General features: G+C 65.5%; 16 protein-coding genes. 11 read left to right on the forward strand and 5 right to left on the reverse strand.

Annotated features, from left to right (window positions below; all coding sequences use genetic code 11):
* The first annotated feature begins 39 nt into the window (after nucleotides 1–39).
* From ACF8ML_RS20365 to ACF8ML_RS20390, 6 genes are read left to right on the forward strand one after another with little or no spacing between them, the layout of a single operon-like run.
* Complete coding sequence (locus ACF8ML_RS20365; protein ID WP_392407805.1) at nucleotides 40–261, forward strand: hypothetical protein; 222 nt, start codon at nucleotides 40–42, stop codon at nucleotides 259–261.
* A gap of 31 nt (nucleotides 262–292) precedes the next feature.
* Complete coding sequence (locus ACF8ML_RS20370) at nucleotides 293–1,252, forward strand: hypothetical protein (RefSeq protein ID WP_392407806.1); 960 nt, start codon at nucleotides 293–295, stop codon at nucleotides 1,250–1,252.
* Nucleotides 1,253–1,270: 18 nt separating this feature from the next.
* Nucleotides 1,271–2,305: a N4-gp56 family major capsid protein gene (locus ACF8ML_RS20375; RefSeq protein WP_392407807.1), complete on the forward strand. Its 1,035-nt coding sequence runs from the start codon at nucleotides 1,271–1,273 to the stop codon at nucleotides 2,303–2,305.
* A 60-nt stretch (nucleotides 2,306–2,365) separates the two neighbouring features.
* The gene (locus ACF8ML_RS20380; protein ID WP_016449980.1) at nucleotides 2,366–2,722 is read left to right on the forward strand and encodes a hypothetical protein; all 357 of its coding nucleotides are present in this window, start codon (nucleotides 2,366–2,368) and stop codon (nucleotides 2,720–2,722) included.
* A gap of 52 nt (nucleotides 2,723–2,774) precedes the next feature.
* The gene (locus ACF8ML_RS20385) at nucleotides 2,775–3,230 is read left to right on the forward strand and encodes a hypothetical protein (protein WP_279994688.1); all 456 of its coding nucleotides are present in this window, start codon (nucleotides 2,775–2,777) and stop codon (nucleotides 3,228–3,230) included.
* 19 nt (nucleotides 3,231–3,249) lie between these two features.
* Complete coding sequence (locus tag ACF8ML_RS20390; protein WP_392407808.1) at nucleotides 3,250–3,927, forward strand: DUF6682 family protein; 678 nt, start codon at nucleotides 3,250–3,252, stop codon at nucleotides 3,925–3,927.
* Between the two features lie 13 nt (nucleotides 3,928–3,940).
* Here the strand turns inward: ACF8ML_RS20390 and ACF8ML_RS20395 are convergent, their stop codons facing one another.
* Entirely contained in the window at nucleotides 3,941–4,408 is a 468-nt protein-coding gene (locus ACF8ML_RS20395) for a hypothetical protein (protein ID WP_392407809.1), read from the reverse strand.
* Nucleotides 4,409–4,497: 89 nt separating this feature from the next.
* On the opposite strand from ACF8ML_RS20395, the gene ACF8ML_RS20400 reads away from it, so the two are divergent.
* Nucleotides 4,498–5,817 carry a hypothetical protein gene (locus tag ACF8ML_RS20400; RefSeq protein WP_392407810.1) on the forward strand — a complete coding sequence of 440 codons (1,320 nt, stop codon included), beginning with the start codon at nucleotides 4,498–4,500 and terminating at the stop codon, nucleotides 5,815–5,817.
* On the opposite strand, the gene ACF8ML_RS20405 is transcribed toward ACF8ML_RS20400, so the two are convergent.
* Nucleotides 5,814–6,152 (reverse strand): hypothetical protein, encoded by a 339-nt coding sequence (locus ACF8ML_RS20405; RefSeq protein WP_392407811.1) that lies wholly within the window; start codon nucleotides 6,150–6,152, stop codon nucleotides 5,814–5,816. The genes ACF8ML_RS20400 and ACF8ML_RS20405 overlap by 4 nt on opposite strands.
* A 573-nt stretch (nucleotides 6,153–6,725) precedes the next feature.
* Here ACF8ML_RS20405 and ACF8ML_RS20410 point away from each other — a divergent pair.
* From ACF8ML_RS20410 to ACF8ML_RS20420, 3 genes are all read left to right on the forward strand, one after another.
* Nucleotides 6,726–7,208, forward strand: a complete 483-nt coding sequence (locus tag ACF8ML_RS20410; RefSeq protein WP_392407812.1) for a Panacea domain-containing protein — start codon at nucleotides 6,726–6,728, stop codon at nucleotides 7,206–7,208.
* Nucleotides 7,209–7,214: 6 nt separating this feature from the next.
* Nucleotides 7,215–7,649, forward strand: a complete 435-nt coding sequence (locus ACF8ML_RS20415; protein WP_392407813.1) for a hypothetical protein — start codon at nucleotides 7,215–7,217, stop codon at nucleotides 7,647–7,649.
* 112 nt (nucleotides 7,650–7,761) lie between these two features.
* Nucleotides 7,762–8,064: a hypothetical protein gene (locus ACF8ML_RS20420; RefSeq protein ID WP_392407814.1), complete on the forward strand. Its 303-nt coding sequence runs from the start codon at nucleotides 7,762–7,764 to the stop codon at nucleotides 8,062–8,064.
* 264 nt (nucleotides 8,065–8,328) lie between these two features.
* Here the strand turns inward: ACF8ML_RS20420 and ACF8ML_RS20425 are convergent, their stop codons facing one another.
* Together ACF8ML_RS20425 and ACF8ML_RS20430 are read right to left on the reverse strand one after the other, a co-directional pair.
* Nucleotides 8,329–8,910 carry a hypothetical protein gene (locus ACF8ML_RS20425; RefSeq protein WP_392407815.1) on the reverse strand — a complete coding sequence of 194 codons (582 nt, stop codon included), beginning with the start codon at nucleotides 8,908–8,910 and terminating at the stop codon, nucleotides 8,329–8,331.
* 90 nt (nucleotides 8,911–9,000) lie between these two features.
* Nucleotides 9,001–9,153, reverse strand: a complete 153-nt coding sequence (locus tag ACF8ML_RS20430; protein ID WP_392407816.1) for a hypothetical protein — start codon at nucleotides 9,151–9,153, stop codon at nucleotides 9,001–9,003.
* A 115-nt stretch (nucleotides 9,154–9,268) separates the two neighbouring features.
* Here ACF8ML_RS20430 and ACF8ML_RS20435 point away from each other — a divergent pair, with 115 nt between their 5' ends.
* Entirely contained in the window at nucleotides 9,269–15,604 is a 6,336-nt protein-coding gene (locus ACF8ML_RS20435) for an LPD38 domain-containing protein (protein ID WP_392407817.1), read from the forward strand.
* On the opposite strand, the gene ACF8ML_RS20440 is transcribed toward ACF8ML_RS20435, so the two are convergent.
* Nucleotides 15,594–15,764 (reverse strand): hypothetical protein, encoded by a 171-nt coding sequence (locus ACF8ML_RS20440; RefSeq protein WP_013802118.1) that lies wholly within the window; start codon nucleotides 15,762–15,764, stop codon nucleotides 15,594–15,596. The genes ACF8ML_RS20435 and ACF8ML_RS20440 overlap by 11 nt on opposite strands.
* Nucleotides 15,765–15,837 lie beyond the last annotated feature (73 nt).

Below are 15,837 nucleotides of genomic sequence, written 5' to 3' on the forward strand. Positions count from 1 at the left end.
GGTTCGCTCCAGAGGGCGTTCCTCTGGACACTGCAAGCCATGACGAACCAGGGCATCGACTTCACCTCACCGACGTGGCGCGCCATCGAGCGCCATGCCAACGCGCAGATCGACACCCTGCGCAAGAAGAACGACAGCCCAACCATGGACGCGCTGCGCACCGCTGAACTGCGTGGGCGAATCGCGGCCTTGAAAGAACTGCTTGCGCTGGCCCCGTCAGCCCAGGCACAACCCGCCGACGCTGGTGGCGAGAGCTACTGACCTTGGCATGAAACACAGGAGTGCATGACGCATGGATCCGCAACAACAGCAGGAACAGGCGCAGGAGCGGGCAGCTTTCGAGCAGGCCTTTGCCAGCGTGACCGGAACGGAGCCGCCGCCGGCCCCCGCCGCAGCATCTTCGGATGCAACGGCCGAGGCTGGTGCAGCGCCCGCGCCGGCACCTGCAGAAGCCCCCGCATCTGCGCCCTCAGCCGCAGCGCCTCAGGCCAGCGATGCACCACAGGACGGCGCTGACGCTCCGCCCGCTCCCGAGGCGCAGCAAGCCCAGCCGGGGCAGGCGACTGCGGAGGACGACCCGGTGGTGTTCGAGGGTTACAAGCGCAGCGAGCTGCAGCGCCTGCTGGGCAGCGCCGCCAAGGTGGACTCTCTCGAGCAGCAACTGCGCAAGGCCAACGGCAAGATCGGCGAACTCAACAGCCGCCTGCAAGCCCCGCCTCCCGCAGCAGCCCCGACGCCAGCACCGGCGCCCGAGCTGCCCCCGGAGTTGCAGCAGTTCGAGAAGGACTATCCCGACGTTGCCAACTACGTCCGTGCCCTGGGCATCACGCCCCAGCAACCACGCCAGGAAGCCCCGCCGGCTCCCGTGCAGCAGCCCGTGGCCACGGGTGGTGAGCACGCAGCCCCGGCCGAGCATGACCCTGCAGCGCTGGAGCTGGCCGTGATGGACCGCATGCACACAGGCTGGCGCGACAAGGTGGACTCGCAGGACTTCAACCTGTGGCTCGCCTCTCAAGGGGAGCAGGCTCAGCAGGAGTTCGCGCAAGCGGGCACGGCTGACAGCCTGGGCGCCGTCATCGGCAAGTACGACCAGTGGACCGCTGCACGCACCGCCGCCGCCGACAAGGCCGCGAAGGGTCAGCAGCGGCTCAAGGCTGCCGTGACGCCCAGCGGCAATGCGCCGCGCCCTCAGACCGCGCCTACCGAACAGGAAGCATTCATTGCCGGCTTCAAGTCGGTGGTTGGCCGATAAGGCCTAAAGGAGAACATCGTGACCTTCACGACCGGAAATCCCGCCGAGCGAATCGGCAAACTGAAGGGTGAGATCCTGGGCCATGCCGTCGGCGTGGAAGTCCTGGGTATCACTGGCAAGCAGAGCGCCATGCCGCGCAATGTGGGCCAGACCATCGTCTATCGCCGTTACCTTCCGTACGGCGCGACGGCGGCGGACTTCAACACCATTAACCGTCCTCTGGTGAGCGTCAACGCGCACGAGCTTCAAGAAGGCGTGACGCCCTCGGCCGACTCCCTGGTGCCGCAGGATATCGAGGTGAAGCTGCGCGAGTTTGGCTGCCTGTACCAGCTGACCAACCGTGTGGCCGACACCTACGAGGACGACGTGCCCGCCGAGATGAAGAAGCAGTGCGGCGAGCGTGTGGGCCTGCTGCGCGAGATGATCCGCTACGGCGTGATCAAGAGCTGCGCCAACGCCTTCTATTCGGGCGGCTCCTCGCGCAATGCGGTCAGCGGGAAGATCACGCTGAACTTGCTGCGCAAGATCAGCCGCAACCTGCAGGCAAATCACTCGAAGCGCGTGACCGGAATCCTGGCGCCTTCGCCCAACATCAGCACGTCGCCCGTCGAGGCCTCGTACCTGGTGTTCGTGCATACGGATGCTGATTCCGATGTGCGCGATCTGGTGGGTTTCACGCCCGTGGCCGAGTACGGCAGCCGCAAGGTGGTGTCCCCTTACGAGCTGGGCAGCGTGGAGAACTTCCGCTTCATCACTTCTCCCGAGCTGGCTCCCTACGCCAACGCTGGCGCGGCCATCGGAAGCACCGGCCTCATGGGCGGCACCAATGTGGACGTCTACCCGTTCATCGTGGTGGGCGAAGACGCATGGGGCCAAGTGGCTCTGCGCGGGGACAACGCGCTGGACCCCACCTACATCCCGGCCGGCCAGAAGGACAAGAGCGACCCGCTGGGCCAGCGCGGCTACGTGGGCACGCGTTTCTACATGAATTGCACGCTGCTCAACGAGGGCTGGATGGCGGTGGCCGAGGCCGGCGTCTCTGCGCTGACCTGAAGCCACGGGGGCGCGAAAGCGCTCCCGCTTCCAACCCATTGAATCGACAAGGAGCACATCATGGCTGACAACGTTGCGGGCCAGACCCGCACCCGCTCGGACGACCAAGGCACGCCTGGCTTTGCCCAGGGCAAGGTCGTCTTGGACGCCACCACCATCGTGGCCGGTGACGATCTCTTCTTCCCTGTGGGCTTCAAGCCGCGCTACGTGCGTCTGCAAAGCTCCAGCGGCGTCTGCATCGAATGGTATGCAGGAATGGCCGAGAACTCGGCCTTCAAGGCCGCCGCTGACGGCGCACGCACGCTGTCCGCATCGGCTGGCGTGAAGACCGACCCGCGCGGCTTCCGCGTTTCCCAGAACGCCACCTTGGCGGCCGTGGTGGCGTCCCAGACGCTGTACTACGTCGCCCAGGTCTGAACCAAAGCCCGGCCCAGTGCCGGGCGCAACCCCCTCATTTCAGGAGAAACGCATGGCACGCAATACCACCGCAGTGGATGCAACCAACCAATACCTCGGCAAGGAGTCCACGGTCCAGATCGGCGAGATCGGCCAAGGCGACGTCGAGGTCGTCGACAAGCCGCTGCCCTCTGGTGCGCTGGAGCTCGAAGCCTTCATGAACGAGCCCGTCACGGTCATGGTCTATGAGTCCACCGACGAGAACGACATGGACATGGTGCTGGTGGGCGTGAATGGCGTTTCTCAATACTTTCGCCGCGGCGTGGCCCAGACCGTGAAGCGCAAGTTCGTGGAACGCCTGGCACGCGCCAAGCGCACGGACTTCGATCAGAAGCTGGATGACCGTCTGGGCGAGGCCATGAACAACCTGCGTCAGCGCCACGGCCTGCGCTACCCCTTCACCGTCGTCGAAGACCGCAACCCCCGTGGCGGTGCATGGCTGAAGGGTGTGCTGGCCGAAAGCCAGTAATCGCAGCGCGAGACACACCATGACCCTCGACGACCTGATCAAGCAGTACCGGGCCGACGCGCTCGACCAGGGCCGGGCCGTCGGCGGTGGCGACAGCGATGTCTTCTGCACCGATGAGCTGCTGACCATCTACGCCAACGAGGCCCAGGTCGAAGCCTGCCGCCGTGGCCAGCTGCTGCGCGATTCGGTCTCGCCGATGTGCCGCATCGCCTTCTTGGCCGGCGCCGAGACGGTGGACCTGGACAGCAGGGTGGTGCGCATCCTGCGCGCCTTCATCAACGGCCAGGAGGTCGGCGAGATCTCCGTGGACGAGATGGACTGCTACCACCCGGGCTGGCAGTTCCAGGAGCGCCAAGACGTGCCGCAGCGCCTGGTGGCCGGCATGACCACGGGCAAGCTGCACCTGTGGCCCAGGCCTGCAGCAGACGGTGAGCTGCGGCTGACCGTGCAGCGCCTACCGCTCAAGCCCATGCGCGCCTGCACGGACAAGCCCGAGATCCGGCCGGAGCTGCACTTCGCCCTGGTGCACTGGATGCTGTACCGAGCCTACGGGCGAGAGGACACCGACATGCACAACGACGCCAAGGCCGCCGTGGCCCTGGCCAAGTTCGAAGCAGAGTTCGGGCGCAAGGCCAGCGGGCGCAATGAGGAGTGGGTGCGCTCGCGCGAGGTGGGTGTGCCGGGGCCGCTGGCTTAACGTCTCTGGTTGCCTATTGCTTCCCGGGTTGGCGAGGCAGCGCTGACAAAATATTGCTGTATGTGGGTGCAAGGTAGGCGGTGGCCGAGCACAGTCGATTTCTAAAATCCCCATCTGATGGCGGCAAATCAGGCTTGAATTTTTGGTGCCAGGATGAGTTGTGTTCCACGATGACACCTGCCGGCGCATCTGCGAATTGGTCGGCAGTGATGTCAACAACCAGGCCTTCGCGGATCAGCCACCCATGGTGATCTTCTGCAGAGCTTTTCGGTTTCTTTCTCTTTCCAGTTGCGTACTTGAATCCAAGAATTCCTTGGTCGGACAAATACGCTCCCAAAAGCAGACTAGCGTCTCCACATGCCCCTAATGGGAAGTCTTTCATCTCACAAGGAATCTGGTTTTTAAGCAGGGACTCTATGGCGTTGCGAAACTCCGTAGCAAGTTCCTTAATTTCTATTGCTTCCACCTCGTGCTCCTTCATGATGGTTCTCTTGTGAATGCCCCCACTGGGGTTCGACGCGCCGACAGCATATCCGCACACTGTCATGAGCAACTCCGCAAGGAACACTCATGGCAACGAATCCTCTTCTCGAAGCAGCCCAGCGGCGTGACGCGCTGATCAACCAGATTCCGGTGGGCGGCAATCCGCAGGCGCCCACTCCCGACGGCTCCCAGAACAATCCCCTGAACAACGACTTCGGCCGCAACCTGGCCGCGCTGCCCAGTGCCGGCGGCATCCCTGGCGCAGCGCTGCGCGGTACTGGCCTGGTTGCCCGAGCCTTCGGCGCATCGCAGCCGGCCATGTCGGGGCTGGGCCAGGCCGCCCAGGCTGCTGCACCCTATGCGCCCGTGGTGGGCGGCGGTGCTGCGCTGGCGACTGCTGCCGGCGCGCAGAGTCCAGCGCCTGCCAGCTCGATCACGCGCCAATCCAATCCGCTGGTGGCCGCCGCGATGGAGCAGCAGGCGAGCGCGCCTGGCGCTCCGGGCTCCCCTGGTTCCGCAGCTGCGCCCATGCCAGCACCTGCCGCCCCTCCTGGCCCGGCCAACATCACGCGCGACGGCAACAGCTACAGCGGCCCCGCAGGTATCAGCGGCGACATCACCATCAACGGAAAGCCCCCGGGCGGCACCATGAACTCGCTGCCCAGCGGTGCAACGCCAGGATCGCAGATGCAGGGCATCGCCCCCGGCCTGTCCTCATCCCTGGGCAATCCTCTGGTCCAAGCCGCAGGCATCCGCCACAGCGGCAACGACTGGCAATCCCGCAACGAGCTGCGCAATGCTGAGGTCTCGGCCAGCTCCATCACCAACACGCGGCGCTTCGGCGGCCGTGGCGCGGAGAACAGCCCGGACATGCAGCGGTACCGTGCCGCGCTGGGCACTGACGCCGCACTGCGCCAGGCTGATCCCGCCATGCAGATCGAAGGTGTGCGCCAGGGCAATGCTCTGGTGCGCGCCGCCATGGAGCAGCAGGGCCAGAACCAGCGTGCCGGCATGCAGGCCGGCCTGACCCAGCAGCGCCTGGACATGGACCGCGAGACACAGGGCTACACCAACCGCACGAACCGGCTGGTGGAGGCAGCACGCAACCAGGTGGCCCAGCAGCAGGACCCAACCAAGCGCCGCAGCCTGGTGCAGTACATGCGGGATATCGAGGGCGCGCAGACCCCCAGTGATTGGGATGTGAAGGTGACGCCGACCACCAAGAACCTGGACGGCTCCACTTCCATGGGCAGCGTCATCCGCCACAACAGGGCTACGGGGCAGGTGGAGCAGGTGCCGATGGGACAGGGCGGCCCTATCTCCGTAACGAGTCAGGCACAGTTCAGTGCATTGCCGTCTGGGACGCTATACACGGCACCGGACGGGCAGCAGTACCGGAAGAACTAGTTGACGGGGATGGAGTTCTTTTTCCACCAGCCGTCTTCGTCATACAGCCTCCGACAAGCCATCCCAATCAGCTCCGCCGCCCTGTTGCTGCGCGTGTCCCCCGCCTTCTTCGCTGTGCACTCTGGCCCGGACTTGAACCCCAGCATGCCCCGGCCATCTCCCTGGGGCACGGCCTGAATCCCGCCCGGGTGCTCAGCGCTGCAGACCTGGAGCACCGCCTGGGCTGCGACATCGTTCTGCGTGCCCGGGAGCTTGTCCAGCAGGCACGTGGCCATGTTGGCGGCCAGGGCGGGGGTGCAGAGCAGGAAAGCGGGGAGGATGAGGAGGGTGCGCATAGGGGGCGTTCAAAACCTGTTTCAGTCTTTTGCGCCGCGATCAAATGTCTGGCGACAATCCTCGCACTCAAAGCGGTCGAATACAGAGCCCTCGATCGCTTTCCCGGCGCTCACACCTACCGCTCCCCCTATGGTGGCCCCAGTAAGTGCACCAATGATGCCGCCCGCTGCTGCACCAGCGGCGCCTGCTGCGAATGCTCCCACGGGGCCAAAAAACGCTCCAACGGTAGCTCCCGCCTTAAGTCCTGCCGCTGCTCCTCCAAAGGCGCCGGAATACCCTCCTGCCGCGCCAGCGGCAGCGCCGACCCCGCCGCCTACCTTCGCTCCCATGTGGCGCTCAAAAACGTTTTGCCCTTTGCAATGAGGGCAACGCAGGTTTGCTGTCATCAGATGATCCTCCTGGTCGCAAATGTAACCGCCCGGGCTTGAACCCGTGCGGCCGGCCACCACATGAAAGCTGGTAGAAAGACCAGCTTTTTGCTGCCCGGCCGATACCATAAGTGGCCGGGCACTGCTACAATTTTCCGTACAGCACTGGATGTTCATACAGCTATCGAAGGAAGGAGGTTGACTATGGCTTACTCTGCTTACGCTATCGCCAACGCATTCGTTCAGAGGTCGCTGGAGGGCAAGCTGAACGGGCTGTCGCCCATGAAGCTGCAGAAGCTTATGTACTACGCGCAGGCGTGGCACCTCAAAGTCAAAGGTGCGCCCTTGCTCGATGACAACTTCGCACGCTGGAAGTTTGGACCTGTAATTCCGTCGATTTATCACGAGTTCAAAGACTTTGGATATCGTGACATTTCGACTATGGCAACCACTCTGGCTGAAGACGGGGCGGGGTTCAAGATGCACGTGCCGAAAGTACCGGAAGACGATTTGTCGACCTGGGCTCTGGTGGACGCAATTATTAGTAGGTACGGCTCGCTTGGTGCTCAAGCACTATCTGCTCGCACGCATCAACCAGGTTCTGCCTGGGCAATGGGCCTAGAAGACGGCGTTGCAGACGGAAGCCCGATCACGCACGCGCAAATGGCAGAAGACGCCACCATTTGATCACTCATGGTTGGAAACTTCGATGGAATTGACAGCCGCGTTTTCGCTGAAGACGATTGGTTAAATGCTTTTCCTGAGAAGGATCCCGTTGGGGCAGATGAGCCGACTGATGGGGCGCTAAAAGACGAGCCGCCTGACGGCAAAGCTGGTGGACCGAAGATGGCTGACGCTATGGACGAGCAGGCCATAGAGGACAGAAAGCAGAATCGCAGCCTCAGAGAAAAGTACGCGGACAAAGCGTATAACCTAGCCCAGGTCTGTTTGTTTGCTTGGGCATGTATGCTTTCCGCAAGCGGTCTGGTCAATGGTTTGCGTGGTGATCCGCTGTGGAGCGATAAGGTGATCATCGCCGTCACGACAGGAGTAACTGTCAGCGTGCTTGCTGCCTTCCTGGGAGTCATACGAGGGCTTTTCCCGAACGGTAATGGCGAGAAGAAGTAGCTGCTGACTAAAGCCCGCCCCGCGCGGGCTTCGTCGTTTCTGGGCAACGGTGGTCTCAACTTCCCCCGGCTAGGGTGTTCGCGGCCGCCCGCGGGCCCCGTACCGTAGGGGCATGAGCAACACCAACGCATACCCATCCCCATGCCCGCTGTGCGGCCAGACCACCGAGGCGTTCTCGGAGCAGTACGACAGCTGGACCCACTACATCTGCCCCTCGTGCCGCGAGATCAAGGTCAGCAAGCTGGTGATCAACCGGCTGCGCACCGAACCCCAGGAACTGCGCGAGCAGCTTTCGCATCGGGCCGCGGCGCTCCGTGATGGCGAATACCTCCACTTCGGCCAGGCGAAGGGGCAGAGCATCCAGCTCGAAGGCCAGACGCCCTGGCAGGCGGAGGTGCGGACGCGGCCCGTCTGAACTGCGTCCACGACTGTGCGAAGCCGGTACATTGGGACTCTTGACCGATGGGCGTCGGACTTCCGTATCCCCCTACACGCGTGCCCGGGCACGGTGGTCACGACAGTTAATTACTGCTACTATTGATGCACCAAAGGCCGGTACCTACAAGCGAGAACATGGTGCCGGTGCCGCCCGCAACCTCCCCCTGGCGCGGGTCCCACCTGGAGTGGGATTAAAGAGAGCCTCGCATGCGACAGCCTCCTTCGGGAGGCTGTTGTCTTTTCAAGGCCTGATCTTTCGCCCCTCGTAGGTCGCCAGCAGCAGCACGTCGAGGTTGACCTTCCGGGCCTTTTGCTGCCTTCGCGTCGGCTTGTCGAGGACATAGGCCGATTGCACGCGAAGCAACAACCGCTTTCTCCGGCTTTTGTCTCTGATCACTTCAAAGAAGATGCTGTAGTTGACCGTCTGTCCCTCGGAATCGGTGACGGTGAAGATCGCGTAGTTGTCTTGGACGCCTCCGAGCACGCGGATGTGCTGACAACGCAGGTGCCCTTCAAGCCCGGGAAGCAGCTCTCGCGAGAGGCGCCAGCGTTCGGGGTTGAGGACACGGCGGACGTTTCCCTCCATGAAAATCTCTTCCCGAGGAACCGAGGGTCGCTCGTCGTCCTGTTCGTCATGTGTGAAGCAATGGCACGAGAAGAGCACCAGGACGTCGACGGTCAGATCAGGTTTCAGCGCGGCCCGAAAAGCATAGGGGTCCAGATGCGACAAGTCCCACGTCTCACCCCGATAGACGACGTTTGGGAACCGATGTCCGCGCGCGACATCGTCATGCTGGGCAATGTGGGCTGTCTCTTGGTTCATATGCATGTCTTTCGATTGCCATGAAGGATAACGGCGAGACCGCGCCTGTGTAGGGGGTGCAGCCGCGTAAATGGCGTCTGGAATGTGTGCCTACAGGTTTGACAACGTCTTTTTCAGACGCGGCTGCGTGGTCAGCATGGGCATGAAGTCGTCGTTGACGCCTATGAGGAAGCCGCAGAAGAAACTGAACTTGCCCAGAAAGACCTGTGGCACGTGGTCCGTCTTGCTGCAGAGCAGGCGCATCTGCTCATTGCAGCCACGTTGGTGAACTTCAGAATGTCGTCATCCATGTCGGCGGGCTTTTTCACGCCCCCGCCCAGGGTTCGCGCCCCAGCCCCTGCGTGGGAACACTGGGGGCATGGCACAAAGCAATGAATGGTGGAAGCAAGGCTCCACGCCCGTTGATTCCGCTGCATCCGGTGGCGACTGGTGGAAGCAGGGTTCGACGCCTGTAGGTGATGGCGCGCCCAAACCCAAGTCCCGCAACCCCCTTTCCGTCCTGAACGACACGGCTATCGAGGCAGCGAACGCGGCGGCGGGCGGCGTCTCTGCTGCGGCCAACTTCGTCAAGCCCGGCAACGACGTCTCGGGCTGGATCGACAAGAACATCATCCAGGCCGGCGAGGCGGCGCAGAGCGACGTGGTCAAGGCCTCGAAGCAGCAGTTTCGCCAGGAGGTGCAGGACGCTGATGGTGTCGGCGGCGAGCTGGCGGCCGTGGGCAAGTACGTGGCGCAGAACCCGCTGCTGGCTGCGGCTCAGGCCGCGGGCTCGTTCGTGGCGCCGGGCCTGGCGGTGAAGGGTGCCGGACTGGCGGCCCGTGCCGGCGGACTGGCCGGCAAGGCAGTGGAGACGGCGGGCCGCGCGGGCGGCGTTGCTGCCGGTGCTGCGATGGCTGGTGGTGATGCTGCTGGCACGGCCTACGACTTGGCCAAGCAGGGCGGCGCCACGGAGGATCAGGCTATTTCTGCTGCGCGCGGTGCCAGCGTGCTGCCGGCCGTGATCGGCGGTGCTGGCGGTGCCTTCGGCGCCGAGCGGCTGCTTGCCGGCGGCAAAGGCTTTGCCGGTGGTGCTGCAGCGCGCGCCCTGAAGACCGGGGCCAGCGAGGCAGCGCAGGAAGGCTTGGAAGAGGGCGTCACCCAGTACGAGGGCCAGCGGGCGGCCATGCCGTTCGACCCGAGCATCGATCCCTCGAAGGGCGTGGCGGCGGCTGCCGGCATGGGCGCGGCCCTGGGCGGCGTCACGGGCGCCGGCACATCGCTGCTGACGGGTGGGCACTCGCGGGCCCAGCAGCCGCAGCAGGGCGAGCAGCAGCCCCCCGCCGAGGAAGCCGCCACGCAGGCCCCGCTGCTGCTGGGCAACCAGCCGCCCGAGCGCCTGATTTCCTTCCCTGACGGCAGCGTCGGCCGTGTGGGCGAGGTGGAAAGCTACTTGGCCAACCTACCCGAGGACCAGCGAGAGGAAGCCCGGGCCAGGATCATGGGTCAGTCCATCCGCGAGGTGAACGACCCAGCCGCACAGCAGGCCCGCCGCTGGTGGGAGAACTACGACGACGGCCAGCAGCCTGCGCCAGGCCCCGACTACCTGGGCGAAGTCCAGGCCGCCGTGCGCAGCGGCACGCAGTTCTCCACCCAGCAGACGGTGGACACGGTGCGCGATGCCATGGAAGACGCCTGGCTGGCCCAGAACGTGGGTGCTGATCCTGCTGGTGCGCCAGCCCCTGACGCCGGGCTGCAGGCGGCCGATGCCATGGGCGTGCAGCTGCAGGGCCAGTTCCAGCAGTCCAGCGAGGATGCCGGCATTGCTGCCGTGGACGCCCGCGTGCGCACAGGCCGCATCCTCTCCGGCTTGCAGAACCTCCTGGACGCTGGCGCCGACAACACGGCCCAGGTGCTGGGCGGCCTGAACGAGGGCCTGGCCCGCATCAACGAGCAGCCGCTGGACACCGCCGAGACGCAGCGCGTGCGCCGTATGGTGGACGCCTATATGGGCTTCCGGGGTGTGGGCGAGCCTGCGCCGCTGCCGGCCGACCGCGCGCCAGCGGTGGACCCCTTCGCCGACAACGCCGCCATGGAGGCGCTGATTCCCCAGCGCCCGCTGCAGCGCCCATCCGAGCGCATGGGCATCAACCCAGCAGACGGCCCGCTCTCGCGCGGCGCGGCCATGGCCGTGGATGCCGGCTTCGACGCCACCCAGCAGGCCGCGCTGCAAGCCCAGGAGATTGCAAATGCCCAAGGTGCCCAGGCGCGAGCTGCCGCCATGGCCGCCCCAGCAGCCATTCCCTCGACCGGACCCGGCGCCCTGGAAGCCGCTGGGCCTGGCCCCCTGACTCAAACCATAGGAGCCACCCTTGCCCCGCAAGCCGATCAAGCCCAGCAAGCTGGCGCGCAATCTCCGCAAGCAACTGGAGCGCCAGGCGCGCCGGCTGCTGGTGCTGCTGCAGCGCAGGAAGGTCTGACGAATGCCAGCACCACGACTCTCAACAATGGCGCGCAAGGCGGCCCGGCGCCAGGCGCGCAAGGACAAGCGCAGGCAACAGAAGCCCGCCCGGCCAACTGGCGATCCAGCGCGCTACCTGCCGGCCGCGTGGCCCGGGGTCTGGGAATAGATCCCAAGGGCAAGAGGCTGGCGCAGATCCTGGCCGAGGTGGATGCCGCTGATGCGGCGCGTGCCGGCCAGCAGCAGCCCAGCCTGCAGTTCAGCCGCGGCCCTGGGCCTGACAGCGAAGGAACGGCGCCCGCTGCTGCGCAGCCGCCGGCCATGCGCCGCGCCACCACGTTCGCCGAGGCGCGCCTGGCGGCCAGGGCCTTCCAGGGCCAGCCGCTGACGAATGGGCAGACGGGCCTGCAGGCGGTGGTGTCCCGCAACAGCATTGACAAGATGCTGAGCGGCAAGGCCGTGGGGAAGTCGGAATCTGCCAGCATTCATTCCATGGCAGTCGCAAACGCCGACCGGCTTTTTGCTGGCGCCACGTATGGCTGGAGCAAGCCGGATCGAAGTGACGACCCCAATATTCGAGGGGTGCACCGCTTCTTCGCGCCTATGGAAGTCGATGGCCGCTCGAAGCTCGTGAAGCTCACGGTCAAGGAGAGCGCCCGCGAGGACCGCAACAGTCCGCTCTACACCGTGGAGGCGGTTGAGCTGAACGAGAACATGCCTGGGAGGGAGTGGTTGGAGGCTGCTGCCCGCGAAGATGGGGTGAGCCTGGACGCAAAAAATCCCCTGCAGCGGGAGTGGGTCGGCGAGATAGCCAGCGATGCTGACCCTAGAGCAACCCTCGCGCAGCCCCGCGGTGTAACCCCGGGCCGCTCTACAGAGGACGCGCTCAGTTTAGCGCAGTCGGTCGAGGCCCGCAATTCTGGCGCCGGCGGCGCCCCGGAGTTCAGCCGCAACATGCCCGAGGAGCTGGCCCAGGCCATCCGCAAACTGCGTCCGCCGGTCTCCGCCGCCACGAACGCCTCTGTGCGCCAGGCCGTGAACCAGTTGGTCGGCGGCATGGGCATGCTGCCCAACAGCCTGGGCCGCATCGTGGTCACGACCTCGGACGACATCCGCGCCAACTGGGAGCCGCTGATCGGCCCCGTGGCCATGGGTGCCGAGGGTGGCGGTAAGGCCCAGGGCTTCTACGATCCCAACACCAAGACCGTGTTCATCATCTCCGACCACATCGTGGCCGGCGACGAGCTGGGCGTGGTGGCACACGAGCTGATGCACAAGCACGGGCCTGCGGTGCTGGGCGAGGAGGGCTGGAACCAGCTGCATGGCGCCATCGGCGGCTGGGCCAGTGCGCCGGAGGGAAGCCTGGAGCGGCAGGTCTACAACGAGGCGGCCGCCCGCGTGCAGGCCTCCGGCCCGGAGCTGTCCACGCAGGAGCTGTTCCCCTATGCAGTGCAGGTGGCACTGGAGATGGGCGTGCGCCCCAATGCCCTGGCCAAGCCTGGCACGGTGGCGCGCTGGCTGGACCAGGTGCGCAAGGTGCTGCGCCAGGTCTGGGCCAAGATCGCGGGCAGCCGCAGCGACTTCGCCAGCCAGGACCTGGTGAACCTGGCCTTCGGCATCGCGCAGCGGGAGAACCCGGCCTTCGCTGGCGAGCTGGACGGCGCTGCCACTGCCCAGGAGAAGCCCAGCCCAGCCGCAGCCCCGGCTGCACCGGCACCCGCGCCAGCTCCTGCCCGTCAGGACGTGCAGTTCAGCCGCGCCGCGCCGGCCGCGCCCACGGCCAGCGACTACACCGCCGAGCAGGCCCGCGCCGCAGAGCATGCCTTCGGCGTTCAGGTGAAGCAGACCTGGGCCGAGCGCGCGCAGGCCATGCGCCAGAACTTCGGCACGCGGCTGCGCCAGGGTCTGGTCGACCAGTTCGCCCCCATCAAGGAGATCAGCGAGAAGGCCTACATCCTGGCGCGCCTGTCCAAGGGCAGCGACGGTGCTGTGGAGGCGGCGCTGCTGTACGGCAAGCCCTACCTGCGCGACGGCGTGGCCGACGTGGACATCAAGGACGGAGGCTTCGCCAACGTGCTGGCCAGCCTCAAGGGCGAGCACGACCGATTCTTCCAGTGGGTGGCTGCCCAGCGTGCCCAGCGCCTGAAGGCCGAGGGCAAGGAAAACCTGCTGACCGACCGCGACATCACGGCCCTGCGCTCGCTGGATGCCGGCCGCATGGCCGATGGCACGGCGCGCATGCCGCTATATGCCGCCGCGCTGCGGGAGCTGAATGCCTTCAACGAGGCCAGCCTAAAGGTGGCTCGGGACTCTGGCCTGATCGACCAGGCCGCGTACGACCTCATGAAGGACCAGCCCTATGTGCCGTTCTACCGCCTCATGGAAGAGGACGGCGGCATGCGCGGCCCGCGCTTCAGCTCCGGGCTGGTGAACCAGCAGGCCTGGAAGAAGCTCAAGGGCGGCACGCAGCAGCTCAACGCCGACCTGCTGCAGAACACGCTCATGAACTGGAGCCACCTCTATGCCGCCGCCGCGCGTAACCGGGCCTCGCTGGAGACCATGGACGCGGCCGAGAAGATGGGCGTGGCCTACCAGGTGCCCGCCGACACCAAGGGCGCCGTGAAGGTGATGCGTGAGGGCGTGGCCGAGCATTGGGCCGTCGAGGACCCGTATCTGGTCGATGCGATCTCGGCCATGAGCTACACGCCGCCGGGCATCGTCAAGGCCATGGCGCCATTCAAGCGCCTGCTCACCTTCGGCGTGACGGTGAACCCCACCTTCAAGATCCGCAACCTGATCCGCGACAGCCTCTCGGCCATCGCGCAGAGCGACCTGAGCTACAACCCGCTGGAGAACGTCGCCAAGGGCTGGAAGGCCACGGCCAAGGACAGCCAGACCTATGCCTCCATGCTGGCCAGCGGCGGCATCATCAAGTTCGGCACGCAGGAGAACACCAACCAGCTGCGCGGGAAGATCGAGCGCCTGGGCGGCACGATGCTGGACAAGCAGGGCTTCGACAAGCTCAAGGACCAGATGCGCTCTCTGTGGGAAACCTACGAGACCATCGGCGACCGGCTGGAGAACGTGAATCGCACAGCGCTGTACGAGCGCTTGCGCGCCAAGGGCCTGAGCCATGCCGAGGCCAGCTTCCAGGCCCGGGACCTGATGGACTTCAGCATGTCCGGCAAATGGGAGACGGTGCGCTTCTTGGCCCAGACCGTGCCATTCCTGAACGCGCGCCTGCAGGGCCTGTACAAGCTCGGCCGCGCCGCTGGCGAGGACCCCCGCCGCTTCGCTGCCATGGCCGGCGCCGTGTCCATGGCCAGCCTGGGCCTGCTGGCCGCCTATGCCGATGACGACGACTGGAAGAAGCGCGAGGACTTCGACCGGGACAACTTCTGGTGGTTCAAGATCGGCGACAAGGCCTTCCGCATCCCCAAGCCCTTCGAGGTGGGTGCCATCGGCACGGTGGCCGAGCGAACGGCCGAGCTGATGATGAGCGAGGAGATGACGGGCAAACGCTTCGGCCAGCGCATCAGCGACATGGTGTTCAACACATTCGCCATGGACCCGACGCCACAGGCCATCAAGCCCTTCCTGGACGTCTACGCCAACAAGGACAGCTTCAGCGGCCGGGCCATCGAGGGCATGGCCGACGAGCGCCTGCGCCCGCAGGACCGCTACAACGAGCGCACCTCGGAAGTGGCGCGCCTGCTGGGCTCCTGGGGTCTGCCGGACCCGGTGCGCCTGGCCAAGGGCGAGTACTCGGGCCTGAGCCCGAAACAGGTGGACTTCCTGCTTCGCGGGTACTTCGGCTGGTTGGCCACGGTCAGCACCAGTGCGACGGACGCCATCGCGCGCCCCATGCTCGACCGGGGCGAGCGCCCGGCCATGCGCCTGCGTGACACCTTCGTGGCTGGCAACTTCGTCGAGGAGCTGCCCGCAGGCTCCAGCCGCTACGTCACCACCATGTACGAGCAGGCCAAGGATGTGGAGCAGGCCTGGGCCAGCTACCAGGCTGCGATCAAGTCGGGCGACGTGGAGCTGGCGCGCAGCATCCAGGAAGAGGAAGGGCCGAAGCTGCGCAATCGCATGGCCATCAGTGCCGCCAAGCAGCAGATGGCCGAACTGGGTCAGCGCGCGAAGAAGATCGACGGGGATCGCTTGCTGTCGGCGGAGGCCAAGCGCGAGCGCCTGAACGAGATCGAGCAGCGCCGCAACGCCATTGCCGAGCGCGTGGCCGGGCTCACGAACTGAGCGTGCCCTGCCGCAGGAACTGCCAGATGAAGCCCACGGCGCCGAGCCCGATGATGATCAGCCAGTAGGTCTCGATCATCGAGCGGCGCTCGGCGGGCGTGGTCAGCTTGAAGAAGAGGATGGCTGCGATCACGAGCAGCCAGAAGATGATGCCGGGCATGAAGGGATCGTATGAGCCCGCTCGTGACAAAGCAATCCACGCGGCGCGGCACGACCCCCCAGGAGGGTTCGAC

Source organism: Delftia sp. WSY_10 (assembly GCF_043104705.1).
In the GTDB taxonomy this organism is placed as follows: Bacteria; Pseudomonadota; Gammaproteobacteria; order Burkholderiales; family Burkholderiaceae_C; genus Comamonas; species Comamonas tsuruhatensis.

Coding starts and splice junctions, on each gene's coding strand:
- ACF8ML_RS20365 (WP_392407805.1), top strand. CDS start 40: ATGACGAACCAGGGCATCGACTTCACCTCACCGACGTGGCGCGCCATC.
- ACF8ML_RS20370 (WP_392407806.1), top strand. CDS start 293: ATGGATCCGCAACAACAGCAGGAACAGGCGCAGGAGCGGGCAGCTTTC.
- ACF8ML_RS20380 (WP_016449980.1), top strand. CDS start 2,366: ATGGCTGACAACGTTGCGGGCCAGACCCGCACCCGCTCGGACGACCAA.
- ACF8ML_RS20385 (WP_279994688.1), top strand. CDS start 2,775: ATGGCACGCAATACCACCGCAGTGGATGCAACCAACCAATACCTCGGC.
- ACF8ML_RS20390 (WP_392407808.1), top strand. CDS start 3,250: ATGACCCTCGACGACCTGATCAAGCAGTACCGGGCCGACGCGCTCGAC.
- ACF8ML_RS20395 (WP_392407809.1), bottom strand. CDS start 4,408: ATGAAGGAGCACGAGGTGGAAGCAATAGAAATTAAGGAACTTGCTACG.
- ACF8ML_RS20400 (WP_392407810.1), top strand. CDS start 4,498: ATGGCAACGAATCCTCTTCTCGAAGCAGCCCAGCGGCGTGACGCGCTG.
- ACF8ML_RS20405 (WP_392407811.1), bottom strand. CDS start 6,152: ATGCGCACCCTCCTCATCCTCCCCGCTTTCCTGCTCTGCACCCCCGCC.
- ACF8ML_RS20410 (WP_392407812.1), top strand. CDS start 6,726: ATGGCTTACTCTGCTTACGCTATCGCCAACGCATTCGTTCAGAGGTCG.
- ACF8ML_RS20415 (WP_392407813.1), top strand. CDS start 7,215: ATGGTTGGAAACTTCGATGGAATTGACAGCCGCGTTTTCGCTGAAGAC.
- ACF8ML_RS20420 (WP_392407814.1), top strand. CDS start 7,762: ATGAGCAACACCAACGCATACCCATCCCCATGCCCGCTGTGCGGCCAG.
- ACF8ML_RS20425 (WP_392407815.1), bottom strand. CDS start 8,910: ATGAACCAAGAGACAGCCCACATTGCCCAGCATGACGATGTCGCGCGC.
- ACF8ML_RS20430 (WP_392407816.1), bottom strand. CDS start 9,153: ATGCGCCTGCTCTGCAGCAAGACGGACCACGTGCCACAGGTCTTTCTG.
- ACF8ML_RS20435 (WP_392407817.1), top strand. CDS start 9,269: ATGGCACAAAGCAATGAATGGTGGAAGCAAGGCTCCACGCCCGTTGAT.
- ACF8ML_RS20440 (WP_013802118.1), bottom strand. CDS start 15,764: ATGCCCGGCATCATCTTCTGGCTGCTCGTGATCGCAGCCATCCTCTTC.